At 52.3% G+C, this 16,042-nt stretch carries 18 protein-coding genes; 10 read left to right on the top strand and 8 right to left on the bottom strand.

What is annotated here, in order from left to right:
• The first annotated feature begins 33 nt into the window (after window positions 1-33).
• The gene (clpB, locus tag BOW06_RS04210) at window positions 34-2,610 is read left to right on the top strand and encodes an ATP-dependent chaperone ClpB (RefSeq protein WP_078459451.1); all 2,577 of its coding nucleotides are present in this window, start codon (window positions 34-36) and stop codon (window positions 2,608-2,610) included.
• On the opposite strand, the gene BOW06_RS04205 is transcribed toward clpB, so the two are convergent.
• Window positions 2,607-3,389 carry a TatD family hydrolase gene (locus BOW06_RS04205; RefSeq protein WP_078452587.1) on the bottom strand — a complete coding sequence of 261 codons (783 nt, stop codon included), beginning with the start codon at window positions 3,387-3,389 and terminating at the stop codon, window positions 2,607-2,609. The two genes, clpB and BOW06_RS04205, sit on opposite strands and share 4 nt — an antisense overlap.
• 189 nt (window positions 3,390-3,578) lie before the next feature.
• Between BOW06_RS04205 and BOW06_RS04200 the strand changes: the two genes are divergently transcribed.
• A complete protein-coding gene (locus tag BOW06_RS04200; RefSeq protein ID WP_052132093.1) occupies window positions 3,579-4,397 on the top strand; it encodes an arsenite methyltransferase in 819 nt (272 codons plus the stop codon).
• Window positions 4,398-4,408: 11 nt separating this feature from the next.
• Here the strand turns inward: BOW06_RS04200 and BOW06_RS04195 are convergent, their stop codons facing one another.
• The 7 genes from BOW06_RS04195 to BOW06_RS04165 form a co-directional block, all read right to left on the bottom strand.
• Window positions 4,409-5,203 (bottom strand): thymidylate synthase, encoded by a 795-nt coding sequence (locus tag BOW06_RS04195; RefSeq protein WP_043115957.1) that lies wholly within the window; start codon window positions 5,201-5,203, stop codon window positions 4,409-4,411.
• Window positions 5,187-6,041, bottom strand: a complete 855-nt coding sequence (gene lgt / locus BOW06_RS04190) for a prolipoprotein diacylglyceryl transferase (RefSeq protein ID WP_078452586.1) — start codon at window positions 6,039-6,041, stop codon at window positions 5,187-5,189. The genes BOW06_RS04195 and lgt overlap by 17 nt, the downstream gene beginning before the upstream one ends.
• 213 nt (window positions 6,042-6,254) lie before the next feature.
• On the bottom strand, window positions 6,255-6,578 hold the full coding sequence (locus BOW06_RS04185; protein WP_043115954.1) for a TusE/DsrC/DsvC family sulfur relay protein: 324 nt from the start codon (window positions 6,576-6,578) through the stop codon (window positions 6,255-6,257).
• 96 nt (window positions 6,579-6,674) lie between these two features.
• Window positions 6,675-7,370, bottom strand: coding sequence for a type I-MYXAN CRISPR-associated protein Cas6/Cmx6 (cas6, locus tag BOW06_RS04180; protein ID WP_043115953.1), 696 nt, complete (start codon window positions 7,368-7,370; stop codon window positions 6,675-6,677).
• A 9-nt stretch (window positions 7,371-7,379) separates the two neighbouring features.
• The gene (locus BOW06_RS04175) at window positions 7,380-8,093 is read right to left on the bottom strand and encodes a hypothetical protein (RefSeq protein ID WP_043115951.1); all 714 of its coding nucleotides are present in this window, start codon (window positions 8,091-8,093) and stop codon (window positions 7,380-7,382) included.
• A 6-nt stretch (window positions 8,094-8,099) separates the two neighbouring features.
• On the bottom strand, window positions 8,100-8,291 hold the full coding sequence (locus tag BOW06_RS04170) for a hypothetical protein (protein WP_043115949.1): 192 nt from the start codon (window positions 8,289-8,291) through the stop codon (window positions 8,100-8,102).
• Between the two features lie 5 nt (window positions 8,292-8,296).
• Window positions 8,297-9,211: a TauD/TfdA family dioxygenase gene (locus BOW06_RS04165; protein WP_078454452.1), complete on the bottom strand. Its 915-nt coding sequence runs from the start codon at window positions 9,209-9,211 to the stop codon at window positions 8,297-8,299.
• Window positions 9,212-9,613: 402 nt separating this feature from the next.
• Here BOW06_RS04165 and dsrA point away from each other — a divergent pair, with 402 nt between their 5' ends.
• From dsrA to dsrK, 8 genes are all read left to right on the top strand, one after another.
• A complete protein-coding gene (dsrA, locus tag BOW06_RS04160) occupies window positions 9,614-10,864 on the top strand; it encodes a dissimilatory-type sulfite reductase subunit alpha (RefSeq protein ID WP_078454451.1) in 1,251 nt (416 codons plus the stop codon).
• 93 nt (window positions 10,865-10,957) lie between these two features.
• Window positions 10,958-12,028 (top strand): dissimilatory-type sulfite reductase subunit beta, encoded by a 1,071-nt coding sequence (gene dsrB / locus BOW06_RS04155; protein ID WP_043115945.1) that lies wholly within the window; start codon window positions 10,958-10,960, stop codon window positions 12,026-12,028.
• A gap of 14 nt (window positions 12,029-12,042) precedes the next feature.
• Window positions 12,043-12,435, top strand: coding sequence for a sulfurtransferase complex subunit TusD (gene tusD / locus BOW06_RS04150; RefSeq protein ID WP_043115944.1), 393 nt, complete (start codon window positions 12,043-12,045; stop codon window positions 12,433-12,435).
• A gap of 15 nt (window positions 12,436-12,450) precedes the next feature.
• A complete protein-coding gene (gene tusC / locus BOW06_RS04145; protein WP_043115942.1) occupies window positions 12,451-12,858 on the top strand; it encodes a sulfurtransferase complex subunit TusC in 408 nt (135 codons plus the stop codon).
• 11 nt (window positions 12,859-12,869) lie between these two features.
• A complete protein-coding gene (tusB, locus tag BOW06_RS04140; protein ID WP_043115941.1) occupies window positions 12,870-13,166 on the top strand; it encodes a sulfurtransferase complex subunit TusB in 297 nt (98 codons plus the stop codon).
• A gap of 34 nt (window positions 13,167-13,200) precedes the next feature.
• Complete coding sequence (locus tag BOW06_RS04135; protein ID WP_043115940.1) at window positions 13,201-13,533, top strand: TusE/DsrC/DsvC family sulfur relay protein; 333 nt, start codon at window positions 13,201-13,203, stop codon at window positions 13,531-13,533.
• Window positions 13,534-13,688: 155 nt separating this feature from the next.
• Window positions 13,689-14,408, top strand: coding sequence for a respiratory nitrate reductase subunit gamma (locus BOW06_RS04130; RefSeq protein WP_043115938.1), 720 nt, complete (start codon window positions 13,689-13,691; stop codon window positions 14,406-14,408).
• 35 nt (window positions 14,409-14,443) lie between these two features.
• A complete protein-coding gene (gene dsrK, locus BOW06_RS04125) occupies window positions 14,444-15,991 on the top strand; it encodes a sulfate reduction electron transfer complex DsrMKJOP subunit DsrK (RefSeq protein WP_043115937.1) in 1,548 nt (515 codons plus the stop codon).
• Window positions 15,992-16,042 lie beyond the last annotated feature (51 nt).

Here is a 16,042-nt window from a genome sequence, read left to right as displayed (position 1 = left end):
CAACAGATTATTATTTATAAGTGAGTTGTACCCATGCGAATGGACAAATTGACCAACAAGTTTCAACTGGCGCTGGCCGATGCCCAGAGCCTGGCTGTCGGACGGGATCACCAGTTTATTGAACCTGTTCATCTTCTGATCGCGTTACTCGACCAGGAGGGCGGTAGCGCACGCCACCTGCTGTCGAGTGCTGATGTCAACGTTAACCAGCTACGTTCCCGTCTTGGCGAGATGCTTGAGCGTCTGCCGACTGTTGAGGGGAGTGCCGGTGATGTCACTGTTTCAAATGACCTCGGGCGCCTGCTCAACCAGACCGACAAGTTGGCACAAAAGCGCAAAGATCAGTACATCTCCAGCGAACTCTTTCTGCTTGCCGCGATTGAGGACAAGGGCGAAGTAGGCAAGGTACTGCGCGATGCAGGCGCCGCCAAAGGCAGTATAGAGCAGTCAATTGACTCCGTTCGTGGTGGAGAAGCTGTGAATGACCCCAATGCCGAGGACCAGAGGCAGGCACTGGAGAAATATACGATCGATATGACCGAGCGTGCCGAACAAGGCAAGCTTGATCCTGTTATCGGGCGGGACGAGGAGATTCGTCGCTCAATCCAGGTGCTGCAGCGTCGTACCAAGAACAACCCGGTGCTGATCGGTGAACCGGGTGTCGGTAAAACCGCAATTGTCGAAGGTCTCGCGCAGCGTATCGTCAACGGCGAGGTGCCCGAGGGTATCAAGGGCAAGCGTCTATTGTCGCTTGACCTCGGCGCACTGCTTGCAGGTGCCAAATTCCGAGGTGATTTTGAGGAGCGTCTCAAGGCGCTGCTCAATGATATTGCCAAGTCCGAGGGGAATATTATTCTCTTCATCGATGAGATCCACACCATGGTTGGTGCGGGTAAGGCGGAAGGTGCGATGGATGCCGGCAATATGCTCAAGCCTGCACTGGCACGCGGTGAACTACACTGTATCGGCGCGACCACGCTGGATGAATATCGCAAGTATGTCGAGAAGGACGCTGCGCTCGAGCGTCGTTTCCAGAAAGTCCTGGTTGATGAACCGAGTGTCGAGGATACCATCGCTATTCTGCGTGGCCTCAAGGAGCGCTACGAAGTGCATCACCGTGTCGAGATTACCGATCCGGCGATTGTTGCCGCGGCAACCCTGTCAACTCGTTACATCACTGACCGCCAGCAGCCTGACAAGGCGATCGACCTGATTGATGAGGCGGCATCAAGAATTCGCATGGAGATCGATTCCAAGCCAGAGTCTATGGATCGTCTCGAACGCCGTCTGATCCAGCTCAAGATCGAGCGCGAGGCGCTCAAGAAAGAGTCGGACGATGCATCGAAAAAACGTCTCAGGGTGCTTGAAGAGCAGATTGCCGAGCTGGAGAGCGAGTTCTCCGACCTTGATGAAATCTGGAAGTCGGAAAAGGCAGCCGTGCAGGGTACTGCACATATCAAGGAGGCGCTTGAGCAGGCACGTATCGAATATGAAACCGCCAATCGCGCAGGTGACCTGCAGCGTATGTCGGAACTCCAGTATGGACGCATTCCCGAACTCGAGAATCAGCTCTCCCATGCAGCAGAAGCAGAGGCCGGGCAGCAGGAGACACAGCTGTTACGCAGCAATGTCACCGAGGAGGAGATTGCCGAGGTGGTGTCACGCTGGACCGGAATTCCTGTCAGCAAGATGCTTGAGGGTGAGCGTGACAAACTACTGCAGATGGAACAGCAGCTTGGCAAACGTGTCATCGGGCAGAGCGAGGCGGTTTCTGCAGTGTCAGATGCGATTCGCCGTTCGCGTGCAGGACTTTCAGATCCGAATCAGCCGAATGGTTCGTTCCTGTTTCTCGGTCCGACCGGTGTCGGAAAGACCGAGCTGTGTAAATCGCTTGCCGAGTTCCTATTCGATACTGAAGAGGCGATGGTGCGTATCGACATGTCGGAGTTCATGGAGAAGCATTCGGTTGCGCGTTTGATCGGTGCGCCTCCTGGATATGTCGGTTACGAGGAGGGTGGATATCTGACCGAGGCAGTGCGTCGCAGACCCTATTCCGTGATTCTGCTCGACGAGGTCGAGAAAGCACACCCGGATGTCTTTAATGTTCTGTTACAGGTGCTTGATGATGGTCGCCTGACGGATGGCCAGGGTCGTACGGTCGATTTCCGCAATACCGTGATCGTCATGACCTCCAACCTGGGTTCTGACCTGATTCAGCAGATGGCCGGAGAAGAGAACTACGAGTCGATGAAAAATTCCGTGATGGAAGTTGTCGGTGGTCATTTCCGTCCCGAGTTCATCAACCGTCTCGACGAGATCGTGGTCTTCCATCCACTCGGTCGCGAGCAGATTCGGGCGATTACGGATATCCAGATCAGCTACCTCAGGGAGCGTCTTGCTGATCGTGACATCACCCTGAATGTTTCAGATGCAGTGCTTGATCTTCTTGGTGAGGCGGGATTCGATCCTGTCTACGGAGCGCGTCCACTCAAGCGCGCTATCAGGCAGCAGCTTGAGAACAGGTTGGCACAGGAGATACTGTCAGGACGATTCGGTCCCGATTCAACAATCCACGCCGAGCTCTCTGACGGCGACGTTGTTTTTAATTAAACATGAGCTTGGGAATCGCCCGGCAGGTTGAAAACCCGCCGGGCGTTTTCTGTTGTATAGCGCTCAACTTCATCAGGTGATTCGTTACGCAACTTAGCAATCTCATCACGGACCTCAGGCAGGTACGCAGGAGAGTTGCGTTCACCATGATGATTGAATCCGGTCATGTCCGGAGCATCTGTTTCCAGCACGATGGTCTCGCGGGAAACCTGGCTGGCGAGTGTGTGCAGTCTGCGTGAATGCGGATAGGTCAGCATGCCGCCGAAGCCGAGGCAGAATCCGAGAGCCTGGTAATGACCTGCCTGCTGTAGTGAACCATTGAAAGCGTGCACGGTACCGCCGCGTACAGGTGTCTTCTTTAGCAGCTGAATCATCTCGTCATGTGCTTTTCTGACATGCAGAATCACGGGAAGGTCGATTTCTGCAGCAATTTCCAGCTGCTGTTGCACGAGCTTTTTCTGGTGATTTCTGTCCGGATCCGAGAGGGCAAAATCGAGACCGATTTCTCCTACGGCGACAACTTCCCCGTGTTCAACAAGCAGTTCCCTGAGCCTGTCAATATCCGGTGCCTGGTGCTGATCCATAAAGTAGGGGTGCAGGCCGAGAGCTGCATGCAGAAAAGGGTGTTCGCGGCACAGGTGTAGTGTGCGGAGCCAGCTATCTGCTGTTGTTCCCGGAATAACCAGGTCTGTTACACCGGCGTTGGCAGATTCCGTCAGTACAGCATCACGGTCGCGGTCAAACTCTTCAAAATCAAGATGACAATGGCTATCGATCATTTCTGTATTGTGGCTTTCCGTGGCGTGAATGGAAAGCCCTTCCTTGTGCTGTCTCCACCAGAGGGTTGAAATCGGCTATCATCGATACCATTGTTGAAGAGGCCAATTCGACCGTTTCACAAGGACGGTAGAGCTAAAATTATGGAGATCGAAATAGTGAGCAAAAGTGATTCATGTTGTTCTGATGATATGCAGAATGATGCCGCGAGCAGTGACGATGCTCACCGGCAAAGTATTCGTGAGGCCTATGCGAAGGTTGCGCAGGCAGATAACGAAGGCGCCAGCTGCGGAGTTGAGAGCAGCTGCTGTGGCGTCAGCGACGATATCGCGATCAGTTCCCTGATTTCGACCCGGCTCGGATACAGCAAGGCGGAACTTGATATGGTGCCGGAAGGTGCCGACATGGGGCTCGGTTGCGGTAATCCCAAGGCAATTGCAGCGCTGCAGCCGGGCGAGGTTGTCGTTGACCTGGGGGCCGGCGGTGGTTTTGACTGTTTCCTGGCAGCAGCAGAAGTGGGTGCTGACGGACACGTGATCGGCATCGACATGACACCGGACATGTTGTCGAAGGCACGTGCCAATTCGGTCAAAGGCAAGTTTGCCAACGTCGAGTTTCGACTTGGCGAGATCGAGTACCTGCCGGTTGCCGATGACACTGCTAACGTGATTATTTCCAACTGCGTTGTTAACCTTTCGTCCGACAAGCCGCAGGTTTTCCGCGAGGCCTACCGTGTGCTCAAGCCGGGTGGTCGTGTGGCGATTTCAGACGTTGTTGCAACTGCCGAAATGCCGCAGGAGATAAAAGAGGATATCGGCCTGGTCGCCGGTTGCATGGGCAACGCATCCCTGGTTGCCGATCTCGAAGAGATGATGCTCGCGGCCGGTTTCGAGCAGGTACGGATTCAGCCGAAGGATGAATCAAAAGAGTTCATCAAGGACTGGGCGCCGGGCACGAGTGTCACCGACTATGTTGCCTCTGCAACCATCGAGGCGGTCAAGCCTGCCTGACTATTGTTTGTCTAAATGGCTACCGGTGCCTTGATATGAGGATGGCACTGGTAGTCAACCACTTCGAAATCATCGAAGCTGAATTCAAACAGGTCTTTTATATCAGGATTTATACGCATGCTCGGCAGCGCGAAAGGCGTGCGTGAAAGTTGCTCGTCAGTCTGCTCAAGATGATTCAGATAGAGATGCGCATCACCGAATGTGTGCACGAAATCACCAGGCTCCAGCCCACACACCTGCGCCATCATCATGGTCAGTAGTGCATAGGAAGCAATATTGAAGGGTACCCCCAGAAAGATATCGGCACTGCGCTGGTAGAGCTGACAGGAGAGTTTGCCGTCAGCAACGTAAAACTGGAAAAAGGCGTGGCAGGGTGCCAGTGCCATCTTGTCGAGTTCACCGACATTCCATGCTGAAACGATAATGCGGCGAGAATCAGGATTGGTTTTGATCTGCTCGATAACCTGTGTGATCTGGTCGATATGTCTGCCGTCCGGTGTCGGCCATGAGCGCCACTGGTAGCCATAGACAGGGCCAAGATCACCATTTTCATCCGCCCATTCATCCCAGATGGAGACACCATTCTCTTTCAGGTAACGAGTGTTGGTATCGCCTTGCAGAAACCACAGCAGTTCATGAATGATAGAGCGCAGATGCAGTTTCTTGGTGGTTACCATGGGGAAGCCATCGGCAAGGTTGAAGCGCATCTGGTGGCCAAAACGCGACAGGGTACCTGTACCGGTACGGTCTTCTTTGCGGGTGCCTTCATCGCGCACGAGGCGCATCAGGTCAAGATACTGTTGCACTGGGGGTCTCCATATTTTTTTTATAAGCGACCAGCAATAACAGGACGCCACCGATAATCATCGGTAGAGAGAGTAGCATACCCATGGTAAACCAGCCGCCAAACAGGTAGCCGATATGCGCATCAGGCATGCGCACAAACTCTACCGAGAAGCGAAACAGGCCATAGAAAATCAGGAACAGCGCCGAGACGGCCATCACTGCTCTCTGTTTGGCTGAGTAGAACCACAGGATCAGGAACAGAAGGGCACCCTCCAGTCCTGCCTCGTAAAGTTGAGAGGCATGTACTGGTGCAGACATGCCTACATCTGATACACCAACGCGCTGGCATAGCTCATAAGATCTTTCGCAGGGAACTTTCATGCCGACTGCAAGTGATGTCGGGCCACCCCAGAGTTCAGCATTGATAAAATTGGCAATGCGACCGGTCAGCAGGCCGATTGGTACAAGCGGGGCGATAAAGTCGGTTACTGCAAAAAAGCGGCGCGAGGTTTTTCTTGCATACAGCCACATCGCAAGCATGACGCCCAGCAGGCCACCATGGAATGCCATGCCGCCTTCCCAGATGCGCAGGATGCGTATCGGATCGGCGAGCGTTTCATCAAATGAATAGAACAGGATATAGCCAAGCCTGCCACCAAGAATCACGCCGAGTGCGGCGTAGAAAATCAGGTCTTCTATCTCTGCTACTTTCCAGCCGCGGGCTGGCTGTGTACGGGCGCGATAGCGTGCCAGCCACCAGGCTGCGACGAAACCGACCAGGTACATGATACCGTACCAGTGAATTTTCAGTGATCCGATGGAGAGCAGGACCGGGTCGAGATCTGGGTATGTGAGCATTTTGGTCTGTGGGTTTGCCAAACTGCGGCTAGTTTAGCATTGCCGGATTCGCATGTGGTTGTTCAATTGGTAAAAGGCACAAGGCACAAGGTACAAGAATTTGTTGTGAAGCTGTCAGGGCAGAGTAGGCCTTTCACCTTTCACTTTGTGCCTTGCCAACTGAAAAAGGCGGCCGAAGCCGCCTTTTCAACAGGTATTGAACCTTCTAACAGATCAATATCCGCCTTTACGTGCGATGTAAGGCAGTCCCGCAATGCGGTTGCCCTGCTTGCTGGGTGCGCCCGGGAAAAGGACGTAGAGGTCCTTGCTACCGATTTTCTTGCCCCAGACTTTGCTCATGCCCTTGACGATCATACGCTCCATCGGCTGGTTCTGGTTGTTGTTGAAGTACTCGTCACGCAGGTAGTTGAGTACATCCATATGTTCCTGGGACAGCTCGCTCATGGTGTCATCAGCTGCTGCAAGTTCACGTGCAACATCTTCGCTCCATGCGTTTGGATCTGTCAGATTGCCGTTTGCGTCAGTATCAAGTGCCATGTTTCTACTCCTGTTCTTGTCAAATTGTCATAAATATTGTGTGCAGATTTTATGAAAAGAGAGTGTGTGCTGACAACTAGCCTCTTTGGGATAGACTCACTTCTCTTCCTCTTCGCCTTTGTTGACCGCTTCTATGCCCTTGTGCGGGATGAAGATGCCAAATCCCATGTGCCTGCCGGGGCCTAGCCCAACTTCCTGCAGCTTGAGAGTCTCCTCGGTTAACAGGTCTGCCAGCATCAGGCTGCGGCTCTCGATCGGACCGTCCGGCGTATAGACACTGACGTTTTTGCCGCACATCGCCTTCTTGATGCGGATGTCGTGCTGTTTCAATTCATTGGCGATACGCTGCAGGAAATTCATTTCGCTCTCATCCGGGTCGCTCTGCACGTAGCGTGAGAAGATTGTTCCCTGCTTGCTCAGCGGACGTTCTTTTGCCTTGCCGAGTGTGATTTGGCAGCCGCCCAGGTCGAGCTGTGCGCCGCTGAGTTTCTCTTCAGCCGCACTGGCATGCTCACGTGGGACGCGCAGGGTGAACTTGGTTCTGCGCGAGATGATGAGACGATTCTCGGTGTTGAAGTCGGGTCTTTCCCAGCCGTTCTGCGAGCCGGCTACATGAATCGTGTGTACCCCGAAGCGTCCATCCTCAAGTATCTCGGGCGCAATCGAGGTGATCGCAGTCGAGAGTGCGTATGCGTGGTCGACCGGTATTTCACGTCCGCGAATCTCGAACAGAAGATCTAGGATGCTATCCGGTACCTTTTCGTTTATTTTTTCGTCTTCTTCCCAGAACATGCCTGTTACCTAGTGGGGTAGTGATGCCTGGATTGCGTCGCGGTCGATCCACCAGTCATCCTGTGCCAGCACATCGATGACGTTGCGCAGACGTACCAGGAATTTGTCAGGATCGTTGAGTTCGAGTTTCTCGATCCAGAAGGAAAACTGCTCCTCGTTGTCTACCTGTGAGTGGCGCCGTGCGACCTGTCCAAGCATCTGGTTGGAGAAGAAGGTGAGGCGCTCTTTCTCTGTGCCTTCCTCGGCACGTACATCTGCGAGGAACAGGGCTGTCGCGGCAGCAACTGCAGCACCGTCGGCATCATCCGGGGTGTCGTCAACGATATGGCTCAGCAGATGAACGCTGATTTCCGGATCTATCGGGAATGTCACACCTAGCCAGGCGCCATTACCGAGAGCAACAAGTGAATCGGGCTGGTCACACTGGTAGAGAATGTCGCAGGCATCTGCTGCCTCTTCCCAGGCCTCGGCTTCTGCATAAATGTCGAATGCAGTACGCCCCAGCGGCCAGGCCTCGGCGCCACGCTCGAGTATCTGGTGGGCACGTGCCATCTCCAGTAAAAGTTTTGCGCGCTCGAGCGGGTTTGCACTCTCGGGTAATTTTGCCAGCTGCTGTTTAAGTTCGTGCAGTTCGCCTTCCAGCTGGGCGTCCTGTCCCAGCGTCTTGCGCAATGAGTCAGCAGCCGTATCCTGTAGTTTGTTCGGGTCAAATATGTCCGTCATGTCAATTTACCTGCCAAGTGTGCTGAAAGCTGCTTCGAGACGCTCTTCCCAGTCATTCGGTGTATCGAAGTACTGGGGTTTGACGTCGATACGGAAAAAGCGTTCACCGCTATTGGCAATTTCACTCACGGCAGCCTCAAGCTCCTCAAAGGTCTTGAACTGCTGGTTGGCAATCATAATTTCACTGAGTAATAGCATAATCTTTATCCGTTTTGGTAACCGGTTCCTGCGATACGGTCACTGAATCTTGCGCGGTAATATAGCCGCTGCTGTTCCGGTGCATCGCCATCTTTAAAAGCATCGCGGCGATGCAGGACATTGTTACAGATGACACCTTCCCCGGGCTGCATGTGGTGATGGATCACCGGGTATTCATCTCCACTCATCAATTCGACAATGCGTGCTGCTGCACGTTGTGTATCGGCGTCATCCCGCCAGATAATATTGCGTGTTCGGGCAGAGTAGCGCATGTGCAGGTTGCCGTCGGCACGAATCGAAAAAACAGGCCCGGTATGATCGGGACGAATCTCGACGCCATTTTCGATGTTGGCCGGAATCGTCATTGCCTCCGGGTGCATGAGGGCGTCGATCATTGCAGGGTCCTCGTCTCGCAGCATCATGTAGAGCAGTTCATGATCCATCAGGTCGTTGCTGCCACCCTCAGCCGCCTGTCGCAAGCAATACAGCAACATACCGTATATCTGTTCATCGCTGTCATTGTAATAACCATCCGTATGCCAGCTGATTTGTCTGCTGGTATAGGGGATATATGGGGTGCCTTCCTGTTTTTTCACACAAATTGCGCTGACACCGCTCTCTTCGGACTTGAGGTTGGCATCGAGGCTCGTCAATCCCAGCTGAGATGCAAACTGTTTGATCGTGTTCTGGTCAAGAGTGTCACGCTCTTCCATACGAAACAGCACCCAGTTGGTTGCCCTGACGCGTTCACGTATGGCGTCAAGCTCCGACTGTGTCAGCGCGGCAGGATTATGCACGACAACTGGATCGGCAAGCATTTCTGCTGCCGGTTGCTGTTCGAGCTTCCATTTTTTCCAGTTTTCATAGGCCTCTTTATTGGCCGTCAGAAAGGGCGAATCATGTTGCGTTGCTACATTCATGGGTTTATTACAATTTTATTGACTGCTTATAGAGTAGCGGCTAGGATACCTGCCAAACACATTCTTTGTACAGGGTTATTTTTTTCTTAACTCATTGGATTTATAGAGAAAAAGTGTGGAGGAGCAGCATTTTACCTGATATTCAGTGGTTTTCTGTACATCGGTTCAAAGTAGGCATATCCCCAAGGGGATAGCAATAAATTGCCTCTCCCCCACTTTGGTGGAATACCACTGATGTGTTGCACTGGACTATATTAGCGGCTGTTAATGGGACGGGAAGGTGATGTACTTTTCTCCCTTCTCGTTAAGAACCAGAATTTATTGATCCTCTTCCACGAAGTGGGTCGACAGAATTTTTTATGCATTTAGAACTAAAGCGTCTCAGTCAGGAGAACAAGCGAAATGGCAATTAATAAGCACCATACTCCGATGCTGGACCAGCTGGAAAGCGGTCCTTGGCCAAGCTTTATTTCCGGTATCAAGCGTCTGCGTGACGAGCATCCGGAAGAGCGTATCAACAAGATTACCAATGATCTTCTCGGTCAGCTTGAGCACTCATATGAAACCCGTAAAGGCTACTGGAAGGGCGGAACTGTTTCTGTATTCCAGTACGGTGGCGGAATCATCCCACGTTTCTCAGAAGTTGGTCATGCATTCCCGGAATCAAAAGAATTCCATACACTGCGTGTTCAGCCACCTGCAGGTAACCACTACAGCACTGACATGCTGCGCCAGATGGCAGACAGCTGGGAGAAGTATGGTTCAGGCCTGGTCACCTTCCACGGACAGACCGGTAACATCATGTTCATCGGTACTGATACTGAACAGACCCAGCACTTCTTTGACGAGATCAACGACTATGGTTGGGATCTTGGTGGCGCCGGTCCTTGTGTACGTACTGCAATGTCATGTGTTGGCGCAGCGCGTTGCGAGATGTCCTGCACCAACGAGCAGAAAGCACATCGCCTGCTGGTGAATAACTTCACCGACGATGTTCACCGTCCTGCTCTTCCATACAAGTTCAAGTTCAAGGTCTCCGGTTGCGGAAACGATTGTCAGAACGCAGTTGAGCGTGCCGACTTCGCAGTTATCGGTACCTGGCGCGATGACATGAACGTCAACCAGGACGAGTTCAAGGCCTACGTTGGACGCAAGGGTCGCCAGCACGTGATCGATAACATTATCACTCGCTGCCCAACCAACGCACTGTCACTGAACGACGATGACAGCCTGGAAGTGAACAACAAGGACTGTGTCCGTTGTATGCACTGCCTGAACGTTGTGCCTAAAGCACTGCACCCCGGCGATGACCGCGGTGTCACCATCCTCATCGGTGGTAAGCGTACCCTCAAGATCGGTGACCTCATGGGTACCGTTGTTGTTCCTTTCAAGAAGCTCGATACCGAAGAAGATTGGGAAGAGATTGTTGAACTGGCTGAAGAGATCATTGATTTCTGGGCTGAGAACGCACTTGAGCACGAGCGTTGCGGTGAGATGATCGAACGTATCGGCCTGGTGAACTTCCTTGAAGGCGTCGGCGTTGAAGTTGATCCGAACATGGTCAACAACCCGCGCGAATCTTCCTACATCCGTATGGATGGCTGGGATGAGGAAGCCGTCAAGTGGTTTGATCGTCAGGCTGAAGCTTCTTAATAAAAGAAGATTCGCTCGACATATTGATACTCTGTTCCCGGCTGATTGCAGCCGGGTGCAATACTGAATTTTTCGAAATTTCTGGAGGTAGAAATGGCAGACATGCGTGACCCGATCGAAACCGGGTGCCCTGATCCATTCCAGTACATGCATCCTATGATGCGCCGTAACTTTGGCCTGTGGGCTTATCATGAAGACCCACGTCCGGGTGTGCTTCTGCACGTTGCTAAAAACGGCGACAAGCTGTGGACCATCAAGGCCGGTACCCAGCGTATTCTGGATCTCTTCACTCTGCGCACCCTGTGCCAGATTGCGGATGACTATTCTGACGGTTTTATCCGTTTCACAATCCGTTCAAATCCTGAGTTCTTCGTAACTGAAGAGTCTCGTGTTGAGCCGCTGATTGAGAAACTGGAAGAGGCTGGCTTCATCGTTGGTGGTACCAAAAACTCTGTAACAACCCTGTCGCATACACAGGGCTGGCTGCACTGTGACATTCCCGGTACCGATGCATCAGGCGTGGTCAAGTCCATGATGGACGAACTCATTGATGAGTTTAAAGTTTCAGAAATGCCTAACCGTGTTCATATCACGACTTCTTGCTGCCAGATCAACTGTGGTGGCCAGGGTGATATCGCGATCAACGTACAGCACACCAAGCCACCAAAGATCAATCATGATCTGGTTGCTAACGTCTGCGAGCGTCCAACTGTTGTTGCACGTTGCCCGGTTGCTGCGATTCGTCCGGCAATGGTTAACGGCAAGCCTTCACTGGAAGTTGACGAGAAGAAATGTATCTGTTGTGGTGCATGTTTCCCTCCTTGTCCTCCAATGCAGATCAACGATGCTGAGCACACCAAGCTGGCAATCTGGGTCGGTGGTAACCACTCAAACGCACGTGGTAAGCCGACTTTCCAGAAGCTTGTTGCAGCTGGTATTCCTAACAACCCGCCGCGCTGGCCTGAAGCAACTGCTATCGTCAAGCGCATCCTTGCTGAATATAAAGCAGGCGCGCGTGATTGGGAGCGTGTTGGTGAGTGGATCGAACGTATCGGATGGCCGCGTTTCTTTGAACTCGTTGAGCTGCCCTTTACCAAGTACCACATCGATAACTGGCGTGGAGCTCGTAAGAGCCTGAACGCTTCAGCGCATATCCGCTTCTGATTCGGAGTGACGAGATGAAGTTAACCATTCAGGTCAATGAAGGGCCTTATCAGCACCAGGCGTCTGATTCTGCTTACTTCTTCACCAAGGCGGCTCTTGAGAAGGGGCACGAGATTTTTCGTGTCTTCTTCTATCACGATGGAGTCAACAACGGCACGCGTCTGACGACGCCTCCGCAGGACGACCGCAACGTCGTCAGTCGCTGGAGCGAGCTGGCAGCAGAGCATGATCTCGATCTTGTTATCTGTGTCGCCGCTGCCCAGCGTCGTGGAATCGTTGATGACGGTGAAGCAGAGCGTAATAAAAAGGACGCGACCAACATCGCACCTGGCTTTCGTATCTCTGGCCTCGGCCAGTTGGTCGAAGGTGGGATTCAGAGCGACCGTCTGGTCGTGTTCGGCGACTGATGCGGAGAATCGGATATGTCTGAAACGAAAAAATTCATGTACGTCAACCGCAGAGCGCCTTACGGCACCATCTATGCATGGGAGTCGCTTGAAGTTGTTCTGATTGGTGCGGCATTTGAACAGGATGTCAGTCTTGCGTTTATCGACGACGGCGTCTATCAGCTGGTCAAGGGCCAGGATACTGCCGGTGTTGGTATGAAGAACTTCTCACCGACTTATGCAGCGCTTGGCGACTATGAAGTTACCAAGATCTACGTTGAAAAAGAGTCACTGGAAGAGCGTGGCCTGACACTCGACGACCTTCAGCACCTTGTCTGGGAAGATGAGGATGATGACTGGGCCGAAAAGGATTCCATTCGTCTGGTTAGTCGTGCAGAACTTGCCGAGGTATTTTCCGGGCAAGACGTCATGTTTAACTTCTAGGGGAGAAGCAAATGTCAATTTTACATCTGGTGAACAAATCCCCTTACGAGCGCGATAGCCTGGATACTGCTGCCGACTACATGGTCGATGGCGATGCCATGCTGTTAATCGAAGATGGGGTCTACGCTGCCATGAGTGGTGGTAAAGCTGCATCAAAAATCAGCGGAATGAAAGTTTCCGTACTGGGTCCGGACCTGGCTGCACGCGGCATCTCGGAAGAGAAGCTGGTTGATGGCGTTACTGTCGTCGATTATGCGGGCTTTGTCGATCTGGTTGAATCAAACGACAAGGTTCAGTCCTGGCTGTAACCTGCAATTTATTTCTTATTTAGGAGATACACAAATGCCTATCGAAGTGAACGGTAAGACATTCGAAACTGACGAAGAGGGCTACCTCGCTAACATTAACGAGTGGGAGCCAGGTGTTGCTGAAGTTATGGCCAAGGAAGACGAACTTGAGCTGACCGACGAGCACTGGGACATCATCAACTTCCTGCGCGAGTACTACGAAGAGTACCAGATCGCACCAGCAGTACGCGTTCTGACCAAAGCGGTTTCCAAGAAGCTGGGTAAGGAGAAGGGTAACAGCAAGTACCTGTACGGCCTGTTCCCATACGGTCCTGGTAAGCAGGCATGTCGTTATGCCGGCCTTCCTAAGCCAACCGGTTGTGTCTGATTAATTTCGGATGATTTCGGGGGTGCCCTTCCATTTGGAGGGGCATCCATCCCGGCAGGGAAAATTTGCAGGTCGATCTTCACCCGGAAGATGGACTGCGTGTGGCTCGACCTGCACATTTTCAAGCTGTTGTTAACATTTAGAGGATTGGGAACATGTCTGTGGCCTACGCCATTTTGTTCTACATAGCACTTGCGATTCTGGTGATTGGTGTTGCGCGTCGCGTGATCATGTATGCGAAAGCACCTGCACCGCTCAAGATTCCAACAACTCCGGCACCGACAACGCAGACAGGTGTTGTCATGCGACTGTTCCGCGAAGTGGTCTTTTTTGAAAGTCTTTTCAAATCGACCAAGTGGACCTGGATTTTTGGCTGGATGTTCCACATCGGGCTGTTTGCCGTGCTCGCACGCCACAGCCGCTACTTTAATTCATTGATGCCCGCCGAAATTGTTGGCCCGCTCAAATATGCAGCCTTTGCGATGATTATCGGCCTGGTTGGCTTGCTGATCCGTCGCTTTGCTGTGGACCGCGTACGCTATATTTCGTCTCCATCAGATTTCGCCATGCTGTTTCTTCTGATTCTGATCGGAGTCAGCGGTGCCATGATGACCTTTGTATCGCATACCGATATCACCATGGTGACACACTTTTTTCACACTTTGATGTGGCCGTTTGACGGTATTGGTCAGCTACCGGGAGATATCCTGGTTTGGGTTCACCTGCTGTTGGTTGCATCGCTGATGATTATTTTCCCAGTGAGCAAGCTGCTCCATGCGCCGGGCGTATTTTTCAGCCCGTCACGCAACCAGGTGGATAACCCACGTGAACAGCGCCACATCTCTGATTGGGCGAAGAAGCTCGAACAGAATTGATTTTGCAGAAGAGAAGAGCCGACTGAGGAACACTCATGGCAAAAGTAGATTACGAAATTCCAGAGTTACAAGAGTATGTCGAGGTTCCAGAATTAGAGTCTGGCACCATGGCGCACAGTGCGCCGTATGTCGCCAAGCCCGAGTTCCAGGAACCACTAGGCTACGTCGGTGAAGTGCAGGACGACTGGAAAGAGAAAACCCTTGACGCAATGGGGGACATGCTGGGCAAATACCGCGGTCTGCAGGTATTTATGGATTCTTGTGTTAAATGTGGATCATGTACTGACAAGTGTCATTACTACCTGGGTACAAAGGACCCGCTGAACATGCCGGTTGCGCGTCAGGACCTGATGCGTCGCGTCTACCGCCGCTACTTTACTTTCGCGGGTAAATTTTTCGGCAAGCTCGGCATGCCCGAATTCGTCGGTGCGAAAGAACTCGAGCGTGAAGACCTGGACGAGTGGTTCAGCTACTATCACCAGTGTTCACAGTGTCGCCGCTGTTCTGTTTTCTGCCCATACGGTATAGATACTGCCGAGATCACAATGGCGGCAAGAGAAATTCTGGCACGCGTTGGCATCGGTCAGAAATACTCAAACGAAATTATCGGCAAGGTTTACAAGATTGGTAACAACCTTGGCCTTCCCGGACCAGCACTTGAGGATACTCTCGAGGGGCTGGAAGAGGATGTCGAAGACGAAACCGGCGTAAAGGTTCTTTATCCGCTGGACAAGAAGGGTGCGGATATTTTGCTGGTGACACCGTCAGCAGACTTTTTTGCAGAACCGCACGTTGATGGCCTGATTGGTTACGGCAAGGTATTTCACGAGGCTGGCGTTAGCTGGACCCTGAGTACAACTGCTTCCGAGGCAGCCAACTTCGGTATGTTTATCGGTTCCTACGAGAATATGCGCAAGATTTCGCTGCGTATTCGCGAGGCTGCTCTTGAACTGGGTGTTAAACGCATTGTATTTGGAGAGTGCGGACACGCATGGCGTGTTGCTTACTCATTCCTGAATACACTTGCAGGTCCGTTCGATTTTCTTGATCCGGAATACCCGGTGCCACAACACATTCTTGAGTTCACCTGGAACGAAATCCAGAAAGGAACCCTGAACCTGGATCCGTCACGTAACGATGACATGACGTTGACTTTCCATGACTCATGTAACGTCGCACGCGCGACCCGCATGGGTGATGAGCCAGGTGGTCAGTTCACCATTCCTCGTAATGTGATCAAGTCGGTTTGTAACAACTATGTTGATATGGATCCGGACACTATCTATGAGAAGACCTTCTGCTGCGGTGGTGGCGGTGGTCTGCTGACAGATGACCTGATGGAGATTCGCATCAAGGGCGGCATGCCGCGTATGACAGCGTTGAACAATGTCATCGAAGAGTCCGGTGTGACTCACATGGCCGCAATTTGCGCGATTTGCAAAAGCCAGTTTACAAAGATATTACCGTACTACGGTATGGAGATGGACCAGATTGTCAGTGTCCATCAACTCGTCTCGAATGCACTGATCCTCACCGGTCAGGTTGACGAAGACGATGAAGATACAGATGAAGAAGCGGCCTGAGCCGGGCCAGCTTCAGAGACCGGTTAATAGATATTAATTTTCGAATTAGTG

Source organism: Solemya velum gill symbiont, assembly GCF_002020255.1.
In the GTDB taxonomy this organism is placed as follows: Bacteria; Pseudomonadota; Gammaproteobacteria; order Chromatiales; family Chromatiaceae.
Note: the sequence above shows the minus strand (reverse complement) of the source record. Positions and strands in the feature narration are given on the sequence as shown.

Coding starts and splice junctions, on each gene's coding strand:
- clpB (WP_078459451.1), top strand. CDS start 34: ATGCGAATGGACAAATTGACCAACAAGTTTCAACTGGCGCTGGCCGAT.
- BOW06_RS04205 (WP_078452587.1), bottom strand. CDS start 3,389: ATGATCGATAGCCATTGTCATCTTGATTTTGAAGAGTTTGACCGCGAC.
- BOW06_RS04200 (WP_052132093.1), top strand. CDS start 3,579: ATGCAGAATGATGCCGCGAGCAGTGACGATGCTCACCGGCAAAGTATT.
- lgt (WP_078452586.1), bottom strand. CDS start 6,041: ATGCTCACATACCCAGATCTCGACCCGGTCCTGCTCTCCATCGGATCA.
- BOW06_RS04185 (WP_043115954.1), bottom strand. CDS start 6,578: ATGGCACTTGATACTGACGCAAACGGCAATCTGACAGATCCAAACGCA.
- cas6 (WP_043115953.1), bottom strand. CDS start 7,370: ATGTTCTGGGAAGAAGACGAAAAAATAAACGAAAAGGTACCGGATAGC.
- BOW06_RS04175 (WP_043115951.1), bottom strand. CDS start 8,093: ATGACGGACATATTTGACCCGAACAAACTACAGGATACGGCTGCTGAC.
- BOW06_RS04170 (WP_043115949.1), bottom strand. CDS start 8,291: ATGCTATTACTCAGTGAAATTATGATTGCCAACCAGCAGTTCAAGACC.
- BOW06_RS04165 (WP_078454452.1), bottom strand. CDS start 9,211: ATGAATGTAGCAACGCAACATGATTCGCCCTTTCTGACGGCCAATAAA.
- dsrA (WP_078454451.1), top strand. CDS start 9,614: ATGGCAATTAATAAGCACCATACTCCGATGCTGGACCAGCTGGAAAGC.
- dsrB (WP_043115945.1), top strand. CDS start 10,958: ATGGCAGACATGCGTGACCCGATCGAAACCGGGTGCCCTGATCCATTC.
- tusD (WP_043115944.1), top strand. CDS start 12,043: ATGAAGTTAACCATTCAGGTCAATGAAGGGCCTTATCAGCACCAGGCG.
- tusC (WP_043115942.1), top strand. CDS start 12,451: ATGTCTGAAACGAAAAAATTCATGTACGTCAACCGCAGAGCGCCTTAC.
- tusB (WP_043115941.1), top strand. CDS start 12,870: ATGTCAATTTTACATCTGGTGAACAAATCCCCTTACGAGCGCGATAGC.
- BOW06_RS04135 (WP_043115940.1), top strand. CDS start 13,201: ATGCCTATCGAAGTGAACGGTAAGACATTCGAAACTGACGAAGAGGGC.
- BOW06_RS04130 (WP_043115938.1), top strand. CDS start 13,689: ATGTCTGTGGCCTACGCCATTTTGTTCTACATAGCACTTGCGATTCTG.
- dsrK (WP_043115937.1), top strand. CDS start 14,444: ATGGCAAAAGTAGATTACGAAATTCCAGAGTTACAAGAGTATGTCGAG.